The 14,959-nt window shown below is 72.5% G+C and carries 16 protein-coding genes; 1 reads left to right on the forward strand and 15 read right to left on the reverse strand.

Annotated features, from left to right (window positions below; all coding sequences use genetic code 11):
• The first annotated feature begins 248 nt into the window (after window positions 1-248).
• On the forward strand, window positions 249-737 hold the full coding sequence (gene bldD, locus ID554_RS02115) for a transcriptional regulator BldD (RefSeq protein WP_117229180.1): 489 nt from the start codon (window positions 249-251) through the stop codon (window positions 735-737).
• 73 nt (window positions 738-810) lie between these two features.
• Here the strand turns inward: bldD and nusB are convergent, their stop codons facing one another.
• The 15 genes from nusB to ID554_RS02190 form a co-directional block, all read right to left on the reverse strand.
• On the reverse strand, window positions 811-1,221 hold the full coding sequence (nusB, locus tag ID554_RS02120; protein WP_191088852.1) for a transcription antitermination factor NusB: 411 nt from the start codon (window positions 1,219-1,221) through the stop codon (window positions 811-813).
• Window positions 1,222-1,244: 23 nt separating this feature from the next.
• Entirely contained in the window at window positions 1,245-1,802 is a 558-nt protein-coding gene (efp, locus tag ID554_RS02125; protein WP_117229183.1) for an elongation factor P, read from the reverse strand.
• A 235-nt stretch (window positions 1,803-2,037) separates the two neighbouring features.
• A complete protein-coding gene (gene aroQ / locus ID554_RS02130; protein WP_117229184.1) occupies window positions 2,038-2,478 on the reverse strand; it encodes a type II 3-dehydroquinate dehydratase in 441 nt (146 codons plus the stop codon).
• Window positions 2,475-3,554, reverse strand: a complete 1,080-nt coding sequence (gene aroB, locus ID554_RS02135) for a 3-dehydroquinate synthase (protein ID WP_117229185.1) — start codon at window positions 3,552-3,554, stop codon at window positions 2,475-2,477. The genes aroQ and aroB overlap by 4 nt, the downstream gene beginning before the upstream one ends.
• Window positions 3,555-3,563: 9 nt before the next feature.
• Complete coding sequence (locus tag ID554_RS02140; protein WP_117229186.1) at window positions 3,564-4,085, reverse strand: shikimate kinase; 522 nt, start codon at window positions 4,083-4,085, stop codon at window positions 3,564-3,566.
• On the reverse strand, window positions 4,082-5,260 hold the full coding sequence (aroC, locus tag ID554_RS02145) for a chorismate synthase (protein WP_117229187.1): 1,179 nt from the start codon (window positions 5,258-5,260) through the stop codon (window positions 4,082-4,084). The genes ID554_RS02140 and aroC overlap by 4 nt, the downstream gene beginning before the upstream one ends.
• A gap of 107 nt (window positions 5,261-5,367) precedes the next feature.
• Entirely contained in the window at window positions 5,368-6,288 is a 921-nt protein-coding gene (locus tag ID554_RS02150) for a glycosyltransferase family 2 protein (RefSeq protein WP_117229279.1), read from the reverse strand.
• Window positions 6,285-6,977, reverse strand: coding sequence for a glycosyltransferase (locus ID554_RS02155; protein ID WP_396888457.1), 693 nt, complete (start codon window positions 6,975-6,977; stop codon window positions 6,285-6,287). The genes ID554_RS02150 and ID554_RS02155 overlap by 4 nt, the downstream gene beginning before the upstream one ends.
• Window positions 6,974-7,456, reverse strand: a complete 483-nt coding sequence (locus ID554_RS02160; protein WP_191088853.1) for a glycosyltransferase family protein — start codon at window positions 7,454-7,456, stop codon at window positions 6,974-6,976. Before ID554_RS02160 ends, ID554_RS02155 begins: the two co-directional genes overlap by 4 nt.
• 218 nt (window positions 7,457-7,674) lie before the next feature.
• Window positions 7,675-8,937: a hypothetical protein gene (locus tag ID554_RS02165; protein ID WP_117229188.1), complete on the reverse strand. Its 1,263-nt coding sequence runs from the start codon at window positions 8,935-8,937 to the stop codon at window positions 7,675-7,677.
• Window positions 8,934-9,836, reverse strand: coding sequence for a sulfotransferase domain-containing protein (locus ID554_RS02170; RefSeq protein WP_117229189.1), 903 nt, complete (start codon window positions 9,834-9,836; stop codon window positions 8,934-8,936). The genes ID554_RS02165 and ID554_RS02170 overlap by 4 nt, the downstream gene beginning before the upstream one ends.
• Before the next feature lie 7 nt (window positions 9,837-9,843).
• Window positions 9,844-11,427: a lipopolysaccharide biosynthesis protein gene (locus ID554_RS02175; protein WP_117229191.1), complete on the reverse strand. Its 1,584-nt coding sequence runs from the start codon at window positions 11,425-11,427 to the stop codon at window positions 9,844-9,846.
• Complete coding sequence (locus ID554_RS02180; RefSeq protein ID WP_117229284.1) at window positions 11,424-12,761, reverse strand: O-antigen ligase family protein; 1,338 nt, start codon at window positions 12,759-12,761, stop codon at window positions 11,424-11,426. The genes ID554_RS02175 and ID554_RS02180 overlap by 4 nt, the downstream gene beginning before the upstream one ends.
• A 12-nt stretch (window positions 12,762-12,773) precedes the next feature.
• Complete coding sequence (locus ID554_RS02185; protein WP_117229192.1) at window positions 12,774-14,399, reverse strand: lipopolysaccharide biosynthesis protein; 1,626 nt, start codon at window positions 14,397-14,399, stop codon at window positions 12,774-12,776.
• Window positions 14,392-14,934 (reverse strand): acyltransferase, encoded by a 543-nt coding sequence (locus ID554_RS02190; protein ID WP_117229194.1) that lies wholly within the window; start codon window positions 14,932-14,934, stop codon window positions 14,392-14,394. Before ID554_RS02190 ends, ID554_RS02185 begins: the two co-directional genes overlap by 8 nt.
• Window positions 14,935-14,959 lie beyond the last annotated feature (25 nt).

Genomic DNA, 14,959 nt, shown 5'->3' on the forward strand with positions numbered 1-14,959 from the left:
AGATCGGCCGGTGGAGGGGCTTCGGCCACGTTACCAGTGGTCGTCGCCGCGACCACCCTCGGGCGCGAGTGGTCCCGGCCACGCACGGCGTCACCGCGCGAGTATCGGTTCAGCGGGCAGATCGGGACAACTCACCCGGAGCGTGCAACCGGTGGAACTCACCCACTTGACCGCGTGTACGAATCCCCGTACCGTCACGCTCCGTAGCGATCGCTGGGAGAACCCCGAGCAGCACTGGGAGTGTCCGAATGCCCTCTGAATACGCCAAGTCTCTGGGCGCCCGCCTGCGCTCCATCCGCCAGCAGCAGGGCCTGTCCCTGCAGGGAGTGGAGGAGAAGTCGAACGGGCGCTGGAAGGCGGTGGTGGTCGGCTCGTACGAGCGCGGCGACCGTGCCGTCACCGTGTCCCGCCTCGCCGAGCTGGCCGAGTTCTACCGCGTACCGGTCTCGGAGTTGCTGCCCGACGGCAGCGGAGTGCGGCACGAGCCCACCAGCAAGATCGTCCTGGACCTGGAGCGGCTCTACGACGAGGCCAGCGAGGAGCTCGCCTACGTGGCCCGGTACGCCCGCGCCATCCAGCAGCAGCGGGGCGACTACAACGGTCGGGTGCTGTCGATCCGCGCCGACGACCTGCGTGCCCTCGCCATCGTCTACGACGCCTCCCCGTCCGGCCTGATCGAGCGACTGACCGAGCACGGCGTGCTGGTCGCCGACCCGCGGGCGTTCTTCGCCTCCTGACCCCTGACGACAAAGGGGCCCTGCCGTCCGGCGTGGGCCCCTTTGTCGTCGTCCGGCCGGTCGGCCGGTGCGCTCAGCGGGTCGCGTACTCGGCGATCCGGCCGAGCAGCCCGTTGAGGAAGCGCGGCGAGTCGTCCGTGGACATCTGCCGGGCCAGCTCCACCGCCTCGCTGATCGCCACCGCGTCGTCGATCTCGTCGATGTACAGCAGCTCGTAGACCGCGATCCGGGCCAGGTTTCGGTCGACCGTCGGCATCCGGTCCAGCGTCCAGCCCTCGGCGTAGCTGGCGATCAGCTCGTCGATCCGGTCGAGGTTCCCGGCCACGCCCTCGACCAGGCCGACCGCGTACCCGAGGTGCTCGGGGTGCGGCTTGTCGAGCCGTTCGACGTAGCCGGCGAGCACCTCCACCGGCGGACGATCACGCAGGTCGGCCTCGAAGAGCACGTCCAGCGCCCGCTTGCGCGCCTTGCGGCGCGCCGGCATCTGCTGTTTGGGACCCTCGGCCATCAGGCGCGGCCGAGGTAACGGCCGTCGCGGGTGTCGACCTTGATCTTCTCGCCGGTGGTGATGAAGAGGGGCACCTGTACGGTCGCGCCGGTCTCCACGGTCGCCGGCTTGTTGCCGCCGGTCGAACGGTCACCCTGCAGACCGGGCTCGGTGTAGGTGACCTCCAGCACGACCGAGGTCGACAACTCGATGTACAGCGGGACGCCCTCGTGGGTGGCCACGATCGCCTCGGCCTCGGGCAGCAGGTAGTTGGCGGCCTCGCCGACCGTCCCGCCGGGCACCGTGATCTGGTCGAACGTCTCCATGTCCATGAAGACGAAGTCCTCGCCGTCGGCGTAGAGGTACTGCATGGTGCGCTTGTCGACGGTCGCGGTCTCGACCTTGGTGCCCGCGTTGAAGGTCTTGTCGACGACCTTGCCGGAGAGCACGTTCTTCAGCGTGGTACGCACGAACGCACCACCCTTACCGGGCTTGACGTGCTGGAACTCGACGACGGCCCAGAGCTCCCCGTCGAGGTTGAGTACCAGGCCGTTCTTCAGGTCGTTGGTGGTGGCCATTTCCTGCCTTGATCATCAGCTGGCGGACAGACCTGGGAAGTCTACTAGCCACCGCCCGACCCGCTGTCCGCCGCCGTCCCGCTCACCCCACCACCCCCGATCCAGCGGTCGCCGGGCCGCCGACGGTACGGAACGGCCGATTCGATCGTCACGGTCAGTAGCATCGTTGCTCCGACCGACCACCAGCCACGCTGCTCTGGCTCTGCTTCAACCGCGCAGCCTCGCCGTAGTGGCGTCAGCCGTCCTGGTCGCGGTGGGTGGCGAGGTGGTGCAGGGCGAGTCGGTAGCCGTCCACGCCGAGGCCGCAGATGACTCCGGTGGCCACCGCGGAGACCACCGAGTGGTGCCGGAACTCCTCCCGCGTATGGATGTTGGAGATGTGCACCTCGACCAGCGGGGCGCGCAGCATGGCGCAGGCGTCCCGGACCGCGATCGAGTAGTGCGACCACGCGGCCGGGTTGAGCACCACGGCGGCGGCTTCGTCCGCCGCGGCGTGCAGCCAGCCGAGCATCTCGTGCTCGGCGTCGGTCTGCCGGACGGTGACGCTGATCCCCAGCTCCCGTCCGGTCGACTCACAGAGTTCGACCAGGTCGGCGTAGCTGGTCACGCCGTACACGTCGATCTGGCGGGTGCCCAGGCGACCCAGGTTGGGCCCGTTGAGCACGTACACCTTCATCGGATCGCCACCGCCTGGTACGCCTCGTGCAGCAGCTCGTCGTCGGGGCCCTCCAGGATGGCCGGGCGGGCCAGCCCGTCGAGCACCACGAAACGCAGGCGGCTGCCCCGGGCCTTCTTGTCGACCCGCATGGTGGCCAGCAGCCGGGGCCAGGCGTCGGCCGGATAGGCGGTGGGCAGGCCGAGCGCGCTCACCACGTCGCGGTGCCGGCGGGCGGTGGGTTCGTCCAGGCGACCGACCAGCCGGGCCAGTTCGGCGGCGTACACCAGGCCGACCGCGACCGCGTGGCCGTGCCGCCAGCGGTACCCCTCGACCTTCTCGATCGCGTGGGCCAGGGTGTGCCCGTAGTTCAGCACCTCGCGTACGCCCGACTCGCGCAGGTCACCGGCGACCACGCCGGCCTTCACCCGGATCGCGCGTTCGATGAGTTCCCGGACGACCGGGCCGGTCGGGTCGGTGGCCGCCGCCGGTTCGCGCTCGACCAGGTCGAGGATGGCCGGGTCGGCGATGAAACCGCACTTGACCACCTCGGCCATGCCGGCGGCCAGCTCGGCCGGCGGCAGGCTGTCCAGCGTGGCCAGGTCGGAGAGCACCCCGACCGGCGGGTGGAAGGCGCCCACCAGGTTCTTGCCGGCGGTGGTGTTGATGCCGGTCTTGCCGCCGACCGCCGCGTCGACCATGCCGAGCAGCGAGGTGGCCACCGGTACCCAGCGCACCCCGCGCAGCCAGCAGGCGGCAACGAAGCCGGCCAGGTCGGTGACGGCGCCGCCGCCCAGCCCGACCACCGCGTCGGTACGGGTGAAACCCGCCTCACCGAGCTGGTCCCAGCAGTGCGCCGCCACGTCGACGTGCTTGCCGCCCTCGGCGTCGGGCACCTCGATCGCGAGCGGCGTCACGCCGGACGCGGCCAGCCGGGCGCCGATCGCGTCGGCGGATTCCTTGAGCGGCGCGGTGTGCAGCACCGCCACCCGGGTGGCCTCGGGCAGCAGCCCCGGCAACACGTCGAGCAGGTCCCGCCCGACAAGTACGTCGTACGGCCGTTCGCCGCCGACCGGGATCCGGGTCACCTCGTCCATCGCGGGAACCTAACCATCCGTGCGCAGCAGCTGCGCGATCTCGGCGACGATCTCCTCCGGCGTCCGGCCGTCGGTCACCACCGTGCTGGTGGCCACCTCGGCGTAGAGCGGCCGGCGCTGGTCCATCAGGTGCTTGAGGGTGGCCCGGGGGTTGATCGTCAGCAGGGGCCGCCCCACACCGAGACCGACCCGCTTGACCGCGTCGGGCAGTTCGACGGAAAGGTGGACCACCCGGTGCCCGACCAGGGCGGCCCGGTTCTCCTCGGCCAGCACCGCGCCGCCGCCCAGGGCCAGCACCCCCGAGCAGGAGGTCAGCGCGGCGGCCACCGCGGCACGTTCCAGGGCGCGGAAGTGCGACTCGCCCTCGTCGACGAAGATCTCCGGGATCGGTTTGCCGGCGAGGCGCTCGATGTCGGCGTCGGTGTCGCGGAACTCGACGCCGAGCGTCTCCGCCAGCCCCTGCCCGATGGTGGTCTTGCCCGAGCCGGGCGCGCCGACCAGGACGCAGACCGGGCGGGCCGGAGCGGTCACCGGATCACCAGCGCGTCGAGGTAGCCGGCCAGGTTACGCCGCATCTCGGCGACCGAGTCGCCACCGAACTTCTCCACCGCCGCCTCGGCCAGCACCAACGCCACCATCGCCTCGGCGACGACGGCGGCGGCGGGCACCGCGCAGACGTCCGAGCGCTGGTTGATCGCGGTGGCCGGCTCGCCGGTGGTCACGTCCACCGTGGCCAGGGCGCGGTTCAGCGAGGAGATCGGCTTCATCGCGGCCTTCACCCGCAGCGGCTCGCCGGTGGTGATGCCGCCCTCCAGACCACCGGCCCGGTCGGTGACCCGACGGACGCCGGTGACGGTGGGCATGATCTCGTCGTGCGCCTCGGAGCCCCGGGATCGGGCCTGCTGCCAGCCGTCGCCGATCTCCACACCCTTGATCGCCTGGATCGACATCAGCGCGGTGGCCAGGCGGGCGTCGAGCTTGCGGTCCCACTGCACGTGGCTGCCCAACCCTGGCGGTACGCCGTACGCCAGCACCTCGACCACGCCGCCGAGGGTGTCGGCGGCCTTCTTCGCGGCGTCGACCTCGGCCACCATCCGGGCGCTGGCCTCCGGGTCGAGGCAGCGCAGCGGGTCGGCGTCGATGCGCTCGGCGTCCTCGGGGCGGGGGCGCAGCCCCGGCTTGACGGCGACCGGCCCCAGCTCGACCACGTGCGAGACGATCTCGACGTCGATCCCCTGGCGGAGCAGCGCCTTGGCCACCGTGCCGACGGCCACCCGGGCGGCGGTCTCCCGCGCACTGGCCCGCTCCAGGATCGGCCGGGCGTCGGTGTGGCCGTACTTCTGCATGCCGGCCAGGTCGGCGTGACCGGGCCGGGGCCGGGTCAGCGGCGCGTTGCGGGCCTGCCGGGCCAGCTCCTCCGGGTCGACCGGGTCGGCGGCCATCACGGTGCGCCACTTGGGCCACTCGGAGTTACCCACCCGCATCGCGACCGGACTGCCCAGCGTCACGCCGTGGCGCAGGCCGCCGATGATCTCGATCTCGTCCTGCTCGAACGACATCCGCGCACCCCGGCCATAGCCGAGCCGGCGACGCGCCAACTCCCCGGCGATCTCGGTGGAGGTCACCTCGATCCCGGCCGGCACCCCCTCCAGCAACGCGACGAGAGCGGGCCCGTGTGATTCTCCTGCGGTCAACCAGCGCAACACAGCGGCCAGTCTGTCACGCCGGGTGCCCACCGACGCGCGCCGCCCGCCGCGTCCCGCCCTGCGGACGCGGCGAACGGCGCTGCCGGAGGCGGCGGGCGGCCCGTCGGTCAGATGCCCCGGCCGCGCTTGTGCAGGGTGCGCAGCACGGCGTCGGCGCGGACCACCCGCCCGGCCACGGCCAGGGCCAGGTACGCCCGGGGTTCGCGCGGGTTGCGGCGGATGGTGTGCCGGGCCCAGCGCATGGCACCGCGACGGTCTCCCGAGGCGGCCCGGGCGAAGGCGATCTGCCCGGCGACCCGGGCCTCCCCCGCCGGCTGGGTGGCGAACTCGGGATAGCGCTCCAGCAGCCACTGCAACGCCTCGGAGATGGTGTCCCAGCGCTGGGCGAAGTACGAACGCTTGTGCCAGCGCACCGTCACGTACGGGGTGCGCAGATTGACCAGCGGGGCGCTGCGGGCGGCCCGGAGCAGGAACTCGTAGTCCTCGGCGTAGCTGCCCGGGATCTCCTCGTCGACCAGCCCGAACCCGTCACGCAACGCGGCGGCGCGGATCACGAAGGTCGACGGGTGCAGTTCGGTCATCCGGTCCCGCAGCAGGTCGGCCAGGCTGATCGAGTCGCGGTCCAGCACCCGCTCGACGGTGTGCCCGTCATAGGCGACCCGGATACCGCAGCTCACGAACTCTGCGCCGGGCACCGCGGTCAGCGCGTCGACCTGGGACCGCAGCTTCCCGGGCAGCCACTCGTCGTCGTCGTCGCAGAAGGCGATCAGCTCACCGGTGGCCGCCAGGGTGCCCGAGTTGCGGGCACCGGCCAGTCCCGGGGTACGGGTGTTGGTCACCACGCGTACCGGCCGGTCCGGGCCGGACAGGTCGGCCAACGACGGGTCCGGCGCGGACTGGTCGTACACCACGACCACCTCGACCGGGCCGGGATAGTCCTGCGCCACGATCGCGCGGACCGCGGCCCGCAGCAGCTCGGGGCGATCCCGGGTGGGCACCACGGCGCTCACGCTCGGGTAGGAGATCATCGGTTCCGCCTTCCGTTCGGACCGGGCCCACGCCACGGCCGCCACCACGGCCGGTGACGCCGCTGCGCGGCCTCGGCCACCAACTCCTCGACGATCGTCCCCACCCGGCGGACCGCGGCCCGCTGCCCCTCGGCCGCCTCGGCGTCGACCGTCACCGCGAACCGGGAGCGGTCGGCCCGGCCGGAGTCGAGCGCGTCGAACAATTCCTGCCGGGACTCGCAGAGCGCCACCAGCCCGGCCGCGCCGAGCCTGCGGGCGAACAGCAGCTGGTGGTCGTCGACATGCTCGCCCCGGGTCGGGTCGCGGGGCACCACGATCGGCAGGTGCCCGTGCCGGCGCGCCTCCAGGATGGTGGCCGGCCCGCCGTGGCAGACCACCAGGTCGGCGCCGGCCATCGCGGTCTGCAACTCGGCGTGGCCGAGGAACGGCACCGCGTCGGGCAGCCCGTCGGCACGGGTGTGCCCGTGCTGCACGGTCAGCACCACCTCGCCGGCGACCTCGCCGTGCCAGTCCCGCAGCCACTCGACCAGCCGGTCGAAGGGGTGCTTGTCGGTGCCGACCGCCACCAGGATGCGGGTACGGCCGTCCGGGTGAAGCCCGCGCGGCGCGGGCACCCGGCCCGGCTCGGCCCGGGTGGGGCGCGGACGTACCGGCGCGACCCGGTGGGCGTCACCGGCCGTGCCGCTCACAGCAGAGTCCCGACGACGGTGGCCTCCGGGTACTGGCGGCGCTGTTCCTCCCACTGCACGAGCATCGCCGACAGGAACGGGCGGCACAGCCGGGCGGTCAGCGTCGGCGTGTCGATCCGGTCGTAGACCTCGATGTAGACGGTCGGGATGCGCCGCAGCCGGGCGAGCACCACGAATGGGACGGCCACGCCCGCCCCGGTGGTGACCACCGCCGCCACCCTCCGCCGCCGCAGCACCCGGGCCGCCAGCATCGCGTTGCGCAGCAGGTTGCGCATGTTGCGGGTGGTCGGATGGTACGCGGGCACCACGTCCTCCCCGGCGAGCAGCGACACCGCCTCCGGTGTGTCGAAGGTGACCCAGCACCGTCGCCACGTCTCGTACCAGGGCCGCAGGGCCAGCAACTGGGCCAGGTGCCCGCCGCTCGAACCGACCAGCAGCAACACCGGCTGCTGGTCGGACCCGGGCTCGTCGATCTTCACGTCCACGCGACTCCCCACAAGTTCGCTTGGAATTCCTGTCGGCGCCACGCAGCAGCAGACCACACGTCGCCCGGCGGTGAAAGGTGTGACCGGGTGTTACGTGATCTCCGTACGTGGTGGTTCTGGTAGACCGAGCGGCCGACCCCCGCCGGACAACCGTCACTGCCTGGAGCTTTATCGTCACCGTCCGGCATCGACCGTGCGGTGATCCGGGTGGATCAGCCGCTATGTCGTTTCTCTATGATGTCCAGCAGCGCGGGATGCAGCACCGGATTCCACCCGGCTCCAGCGTCCGCCAGCCGCCAGGTACGCAGCCACATCTCCACCAGATACGCGTCGGCGACCAGCCGCTGCCGGGCCCGATCCAGCCCGAGCGCGTCACCATGCCGGGCCAGCCACACGTCGACCTGCCCGGCAGCATCGGTGGCCGGTTCGCCGCGCAGGACCAGCGACCGCTGGAACGCGTCGTGGGCCAGGTCGAAACCGACGGGCACCTCCGGCCCGCTGTGCTCCCAGTCCCAGGCGACCAGTTCGCCCTCGTGCCGGCCCAGGTTCCACGGCACCCAGTCGCCGTGCCAGTGACCGAACTCCACGTCCACGTCGCCGTACCGGCGACCCAGCGCGGCGACTACGGCCACCGCGTGGTCACCGACCCCCTCGGTCTCGGCGGCACGGTGTGCCTGCTCGGTCAACCGGGCCAGGAACGGCGAACCGGCCAACGGCCGGGACGCGGCCGCCGGACCACCCCGGCGCGCCACCGCGAGCAGCGCCGCGATCTCCGGCGGCCCGTCGACGGGTACGCCCCGGATCCGCGCCGGCAACGGCTCCACCACCGCCACCACCTGCCCGGCAAAGCTCAGCTCGGTGAGCAGCCGGGGAGTCGCCGGGAATCCGGCGGATCCGGTCGACGCGACCACCTCCCGCAAGGCCGCCGCCTCGGTCGTGACCAGTGCCCGGGTGGCGTCGTTCCAGCCGATCTTCGCATAGCCACGGGGCGCGCCGGTGCGGTCGAACAGTTGCAGGGTCGGCTTGTGGTTCGGGTCCGGTGGGCGCACCCCGCACGCCGCATACAGCGGCTCGTCGCCGAGCGCGGCGGCGACCCGGGCGGCCAGCAGCACCTCGGTCGGGGCGAGGCCGGCTGGCACCGCGACGGTGAGCACCGGGAACGAGGCCCGGTCGACGATGCCCACCCGGGCCGCCGCACCGAGCGCGGCCCGCACCGCGCGCACCTTCGCCGGACGCAACGCATTGTATGCCAGCAACGCCGCCGCGGTGACCCGAGGAGCGCCCAACGGCAGCAGGAAGCGGGCCCGGGCGACCGACGGGACGACCGCGTACCGGGCCACCACCGTGTGCCCGGCCGGTGGCTCGGCGTCCACCGAGAGGGCGATCCGCTCGTCGCCGAAGACCGCCCGGGTCACCCAGCCCAACCCGTCGCCGCGCGAGCGGGGATCGGCCGTCGTGGTGGCGGCCGTGGTCACGCGACCCGGTCCGGCCAGTCGAGCGACATCCCCAGCCGCTGCCGCAGTGCCTCGTTGTGCGGGCGGTAGTACTCGGTCAGCTCGGCGCGCAGGTCCGCCTCCAGCGGTGCCGACCGCCGGTCGTTGTAGACCTTGAAGTCGGGCAGGTCGAATGCGGGCAGACCGAGGAAGTCCAGGGTGCGCCGGTAGGTGGCCCGCGCGTCGCCGTACAGGTCCTCGCTGGGCAGGAAGAGCAACTGCGAGCGGTCGAAACGCTCCAGCCACGGCTCAAGGTGCTCCAGATAGCGCCCCCGGGCCCGATAGGTGTACCAGTCGTACGGCTCGCTGAAGTACTCCGGCTCGGCGATCAGCCGCTCCCGTTCCCCCGCCGTACGCTCCGGCTCGGCGGCCAGCGCGGCGGCGAAGTCCAGCGGCTCCACGCCGTTGGTGCGCCGCTCCTTCCAGTGCGAGTACGCCCGCTCCACCGGATCCCGCAGCAGCACGATCAGTTTCACCGTGGGCATCAGACCGGCGACCCGCTCGGCGGCCAGCGGATGGAACATGTACAGCGGCGCCGCCTCACCGACGCGGACCGGGCCACCGTGGCGGCTCTCCAGCGTCTCCCGCTGGCGCACGGTCGGAAAGTGCGAGCGGTACCACGCCTCGCCGCGCCGCCAGTGCTCCTCGAAGTAGTGCGAGGACTTCGTGTTCCAGGCTGGGAAGAGCCGGGGCACCAGCGGATGCTGGATGAGGTAGTTCCACAGCGAGGTGGTCCCGCCCCGCTTGGTGCCGATGATGAGGAAGTCCGGCAGCGGACGCCGGTCGCTGGTGCGGACCCCGTAGTCGACGAGGCTCTCCCGCACCCGATTCGTCACCTGGGTCGGCACCAGTTGCTTCACCCGGTCCCGGATGGACGACACGACGACCTCACCTGCCCTTCGACGGCGGGGACGGTGGGCCCTGCGGCGCCCCGCCCCGAATCTGCACCATGGTCGCCCGGATGCCATGCCGCACCCGGGGTAACGTCAACAAGCCGACGCAGCCGGCGGCCAGCACCGCCACCGCCACCAGCAGGCCGGGGATGCCCCGACCGCCCACCGCCAGGCCGGCCGCCGAGGCCAGGCCGACACCGCCGACCGTGGCCGTCGCCGCACGCAGCATCCCCGCGTCGACCAGCGGCTGACGCACCACCAGTCGGGCGCAGGTGACCGCAGTGAGGTTCTCGGTGGCGATACCGGCCGCCCAGGCCAGCGCGGCGCCGGTGGCACCGTACGCGGGGATCAGCAGCAGGCCGAGGCCGACGGTGACGACCAGTCCGGCCAAGGCGCCGGCCAGGTGCAGGCCGCTGCGCCCACCCATCAGCAGGAGACTCTGCACGTTGCCGACGCCGGTGTTGATCAGCATGGCCAGGGCGAGCACGGTCAGCGCGGCGGCACCGGCGGTGAACTCGGGACCGAACAGGGCCAGGAAGGCCGGCCCGAACACGGCGAGCAGCAGGTAGACCGGCCAGGACAGCACCATCCCCCAGGTGGTCAACTGCCGGTGCACGGCCGCCGCGGCGACCCGCTCGCCCCGCCCGAGCAACCGCGACAGCTGCGGCGAGACCGCCACCCGCAACCCCTGCATCGCCAACTGCCCGGCGAGCACGTACCGGCCCACCGCGCCGAAGACACCGGCGTCGGCCGGGGTGGCCAGGGCCGAGGTGAGCAGCACACCGACCCACATGCTGCCGGCGTCGATCGCGGCGGAGGCGGCACGCGGCAGCGCGAACCGCCAGAACGTGCCCCAGTCCGCCGACTCCGGGCGCAGCCGGACGCCATCGCCCATGCCCAGCGGCCGGGCGACCATCATCAGGCAGACCAGCAGCGCGACGGCCGCCGGCACCAGCCAGCCGGTCATGCCGGCGACCAGCCCGCCGCCGACCAGCAACGCCGCGCCGACCAGCGCCGGCCGGGCCACCGGCAGCAGCAGGAACTGCACCGCCACGTACAAGCGGATCGGGCGCACGCAGCGCACCACGGCCAGCAGCAGGTTCATCGCGACCACCACCGGCACCGCGACGAACGTCACCGCCAGCAGCGGCGCCCCCTCCGGCCCCAGCAACCGCCCGGCGAGCGGACCGGCGAACAGCGCACCACCCACCGCGATCAGCACCGCGAACAGCAGCGGCGGCAGCAGGGCCACCGGCAGCACCCGGGCGGCGTCGCCGCTCGCTCCGGCCCGGCGCCGAGGCAGTGCCCACATGAGCCCGGTCTCCGCACCCAGGGTGCAGACCGCGGCGGCGACGGTCACCACGCCGATCGCGGCGAAGAACGCGCCGGACCCCGTCGTGCCGTACCCACGGGTGATCACGACCGCCAGCACGAAACCGAACAGGCCGCTGGTGGCGGCGCCGACCAGCCCGGCGACCCCGCTGCGGACGCTGCGCCGGGTCTCGGTCGCGCCGTCGTCCGGGCCCGGGCCCGCCCCGGTGGGCCGGTCCCCAGCCGGGGAACTGGTGGTGACGGTCATGTCGGTCGCACCGCCGGTCGTGGTCGGGACCGCCCGGCCGGGCGGTGCACTTCCCGCTCGGTGAGCGCCATCGCGAAGCCGACCGCGAAGAAGGCGACGGCGAGGTTCTGGTTGGCCATCCCGTAGAACGGCACCTGCACCAGGCAGATCACCGGGACGATGGACAGCCACTGCCCGGCCGCCGAGATGGCCCGGGCACAGACCACCGCGGCCACGACGAACCAGGCGAGGAAACAGAGCAGCGCGGGTACGCCGTGACTGAACAGCACCATCCAGAGCTGGCCCTGGGTGCCGATCGGCGCGGCGGCGGAGACGGTGTCGACGTTCACCGGCGCGCCGTAGCCCAGCCACGGTGAGTCGCCAACCCTTCGCAGCACCTCGGAGTAGAGCGAGAACCGGTCGGTGTTGGTGTCACTGGACTCGACCCGGTTGCCGATCAGCTCGGTGACCGGGATGAAGAGCGTGACCAGGCCACCGGCCAGAACCACGCCGACGATCGAGGCCGCCACCCGGACGTTGCCGCGCAGCGCGGCCCGCAGGCCGAGCACGGCCAGGCCGGCGCCGAGGCTGAGGAACATCGCGCGGTTGAGCGTGAGGAAGGCCGGCACCAGCGACAGCGGCAGCGACGCGAAAAGCGCCCAGCGCAGCAGCCCCCGTCGGCGCAGCATGGTGAAGGCGACCACGCAGGGCAGCGTGATCGCGTACGCGCTGCCGTAGTTGTTGGTGTACGCGAACGGTGCCGCCGGCCGGTAGATCGGGTTGAGCGACCGCTCGCTGAACTCGGCGGTGGACAGGTGCACCATGTCGTTGATGAACGGCGTGCCGGCCACCCCACCCGGCAACAGCACCTCGACCGGCGTGGTCATCTCGAACCGCGGCATCACCACGCCCAGCCAACCGAGCACGACCAGCCCGAACCAGAACGCGCAGAGCGGCACCAGCACGGCCGTCTGGTCGGGGCGCTCCCGGGCGACCGCGTAGACGTAGACGCCGACCACCGCCGCGGTGAGGTAGAAACCCAGCCGCAGGGCGAAGGTCAGCAGCGACACCGGCGACTGCAACTGCGTCACGCTGACCAGCACGATGGCCAGGAACAGCAGCCAGATGCCGGTCGCGGGCGGCAGGGGCACCCGGCCCCGGGTGATCAGCAGCACGAACAGCAGCGCGCCCAGCAGCGGCCAGCCGAGATAGAAGAAACCGGCCAACCACCATACCGGCACCATCCCGAACATGGCGACCAGCGGCCACAGCGGCAGCCGTGGCGGCGGGGCGACCACCGACGGGGTGCCGCCGGCTGCCGGCGGCGCCGGCTCGGTGGCCGGCGGAGCCTGGATCACCGGCACCGGTCAGCCCCGGCCGTTGCGGGAGAGCACGAAGCCGAGCGGATTCACCCCGGCGGCCCGCAGGCGCTCGGCGAGCCGACGCAGGTCGGTCTGCCGGGTCCGGTCCCGCTCGACCACCACCACCGCGGTGCCCTGCCGGGCCACGGCGACACCACGCTCGTCGGCCTCGGCCGGCGGGGCATTGTACAGCACCAGGCGGTGGTTGGCGCCCTGCCGCCAGGTGCCGAACCGGACGCTGCCGGCGCCCACGGTCACCTGGTCGTCGGCGGTCGCCTGGCCGTTGGTGGCCGGGTTGACACTCGCCTTGGCGGAGGTGACCCGGGGGATCGTGATCGTCGCCTCCGGATCGGTCGAGGGACGCGCGCCCGGCGGGTGCGGTGAGGGACGGCGGATCACCTCGGTGGGCGAGTCGTCCGGTCCCTCCATGCTCACCGGGCGGGCCGGCGCGGTACGCGGCTTGGGCACACTGGGCCGGCTCGGGTTGATGCTGGCCGGCAGCCGGTCCCGGTCGGCCTGCACCGCGGCCCGCAGCCGGTCGATCCGACCGCTGTCGTCGGCGACGAACACCTCGCGTCCGGCCACCGCCAGCGCCACGGCCAGACCGGCGGTGATCGCGCTGGCATCCTCACGGGCGGTGACCACGGCGACCCGGGCCGGATGGCGGACCCGCTCGGCGATGGCCATCGCGACGTAGCGGACGTCCGCGTCGACGGCCCGCCCGCGCAGGCCGGTGTACCGGATGGTGCCCAGCAGCGGCAGGCCGGTGTTGTCCTTGGCGTCGACGACGGTACGCACCCGCCGGTCGAAGGACTCCCAGGCGAACGCGAGCACCAGGCCGATCAGGGCGCCACCGAGCAGCCCGGCGGCCATCAGCATCGGCGCGTTGCCGGCCGCCGAGGTCAGTGCCCGCTCGGCGGACTGGGTGACCCAACCCGGGTTCACGTCGACCGCGGCGATCTCGGTGCGGGCGGAGTTGAGCTGGGTGAGCTGGTTGTTGATCGCACCCAACTCGGCGACCGCCACGTTGCTGGCGGCGGTGTCCCGGGAGTTGTTGACCCGTCGTTGCGCCGCGGCCTGTTGCGTGGCGACCTTGTCGATGCTCTCGTCGTACGAGCGGAGCATCTCCTCGCGCTGCCGCTCGTACATCGCCCGTCGGACGTTGAGGTAGCTCTCCGCGGCGAGGTTCGCGCCGAGCACCGCCTCGTCGGCGTCGCCCGCCTGGTAGACGAAGCGCAGGATCTGCCCACCGGTGGGCACCTCGACCTCGAGCGCGTCGCGGACCGAACGCTGGTCCGAGCCGAACTGGTCGGCGAGCTTCCCGACCACCTCGGTGCCGGTGGCGATGCGGCTCTCCACGTTCATGTTCACCGCCCGGTCGGCGTTCGCGCCACTGGGCGTGAAGGCGTCGGTGACCACCGGACGGACCGCCACCACCGCGTTGGCGGTCACCGCCGACGGGGCCAGGAACGCGTAGCCCGCAGCGGCCACCAACCCGAGCGCGGCGACTGCGGCGACCTGCCGGATCCGGTGCAACGGCACGCGCAGCACGTCGGTGATGGTGACGGACCGAGGCGACGTCTCGGCGTTCGCACCATCGTTGGCCCAGGGGCTGGGAGCGGCATCAGTCATTGAACTTCTTCACCGTTTGTTGTGGGTTGCCGATGACCACGACCCCGGGCGGCACGTCCGTCCGCACCACGGTCGCGGCCCCCACCACGCTGTCCCGACCGATCCGTACGCCCTTCATGACCAGCGCGTGCGCGCCGATCCACACGTTGTCCTCGACGGTGATCGGCGCCAGGGTGGCCGACGTGGGTGGATCGTGCCGCTGAGCCGGTGGCAGGTTGTGGAAGTCATTGTCCAGCAACTCGCAGTCGGACAACAGGCACCGATTCCCGATCGTCACCGACGTCCACGTGCCCACCCATGTCGCGTTGAGCAGGCAGTCGGCCCCGACCCGCACCTCACCGGGCCCGGCGAAGCGGACCAGCTTGTTGAGCCGCGTCCGGTCACCGATGGTCACCCGCACCCCACGCCGCAGACGGATGCGCCCACGGATCTCGACGTCCCGTCCGAGAGTCAGGCGCGGGTAGCGCAGGCTGTACCAGCGACGCTTGATCACGAAGACCATCCGCACCACGACGCCACGCCGGATGCCGCTCAACGAGCCTCCCCACGTTCAGTGGGCC

It is taken from the genome of Micromonospora craniellae, from assembly GCF_014764405.1.
Taxonomy (GTDB): domain Bacteria; phylum Actinomycetota; class Actinomycetes; order Mycobacteriales; family Micromonosporaceae; genus Micromonospora; species Micromonospora craniellae.

Bases quoted from the DNA above. Each gene is read 5' to 3' on its own strand.
- bldD (WP_117229180.1), top strand. From the start codon at position 249: ATGCCCTCTGAATACGCCAAGTCTCTGGGCGCCCGCCTGCGCTCCATC.
- nusB (WP_191088852.1), bottom strand. From the start codon at position 1,221: ATGCCGGCGCGCCGCAAGGCGCGCAAGCGGGCGCTGGACGTGCTCTTC.
- efp (WP_117229183.1), bottom strand. From the start codon at position 1,802: ATGGCCACCACCAACGACCTGAAGAACGGCCTGGTACTCAACCTCGAC.
- aroQ (WP_117229184.1), bottom strand. From the start codon at position 2,478: ATGAAGGTGTACGTGCTCAACGGGCCCAACCTGGGTCGCCTGGGCACC.
- aroB (WP_117229185.1), bottom strand. From the start codon at position 3,554: ATGGACGAGGTGACCCGGATCCCGGTCGGCGGCGAACGGCCGTACGAC.
- ID554_RS02150 (WP_117229279.1), bottom strand. From the start codon at position 6,288: ATGATCTCCTACCCGAGCGTGAGCGCCGTGGTGCCCACCCGGGATCGC.
- ID554_RS02175 (WP_117229191.1), bottom strand. From the start codon at position 11,427: ATGACCGTCACCACCAGTTCCCCGGCTGGGGACCGGCCCACCGGGGCG.
- ID554_RS02185 (WP_117229192.1), bottom strand. From the start codon at position 14,399: ATGACTGATGCCGCTCCCAGCCCCTGGGCCAACGATGGTGCGAACGCC.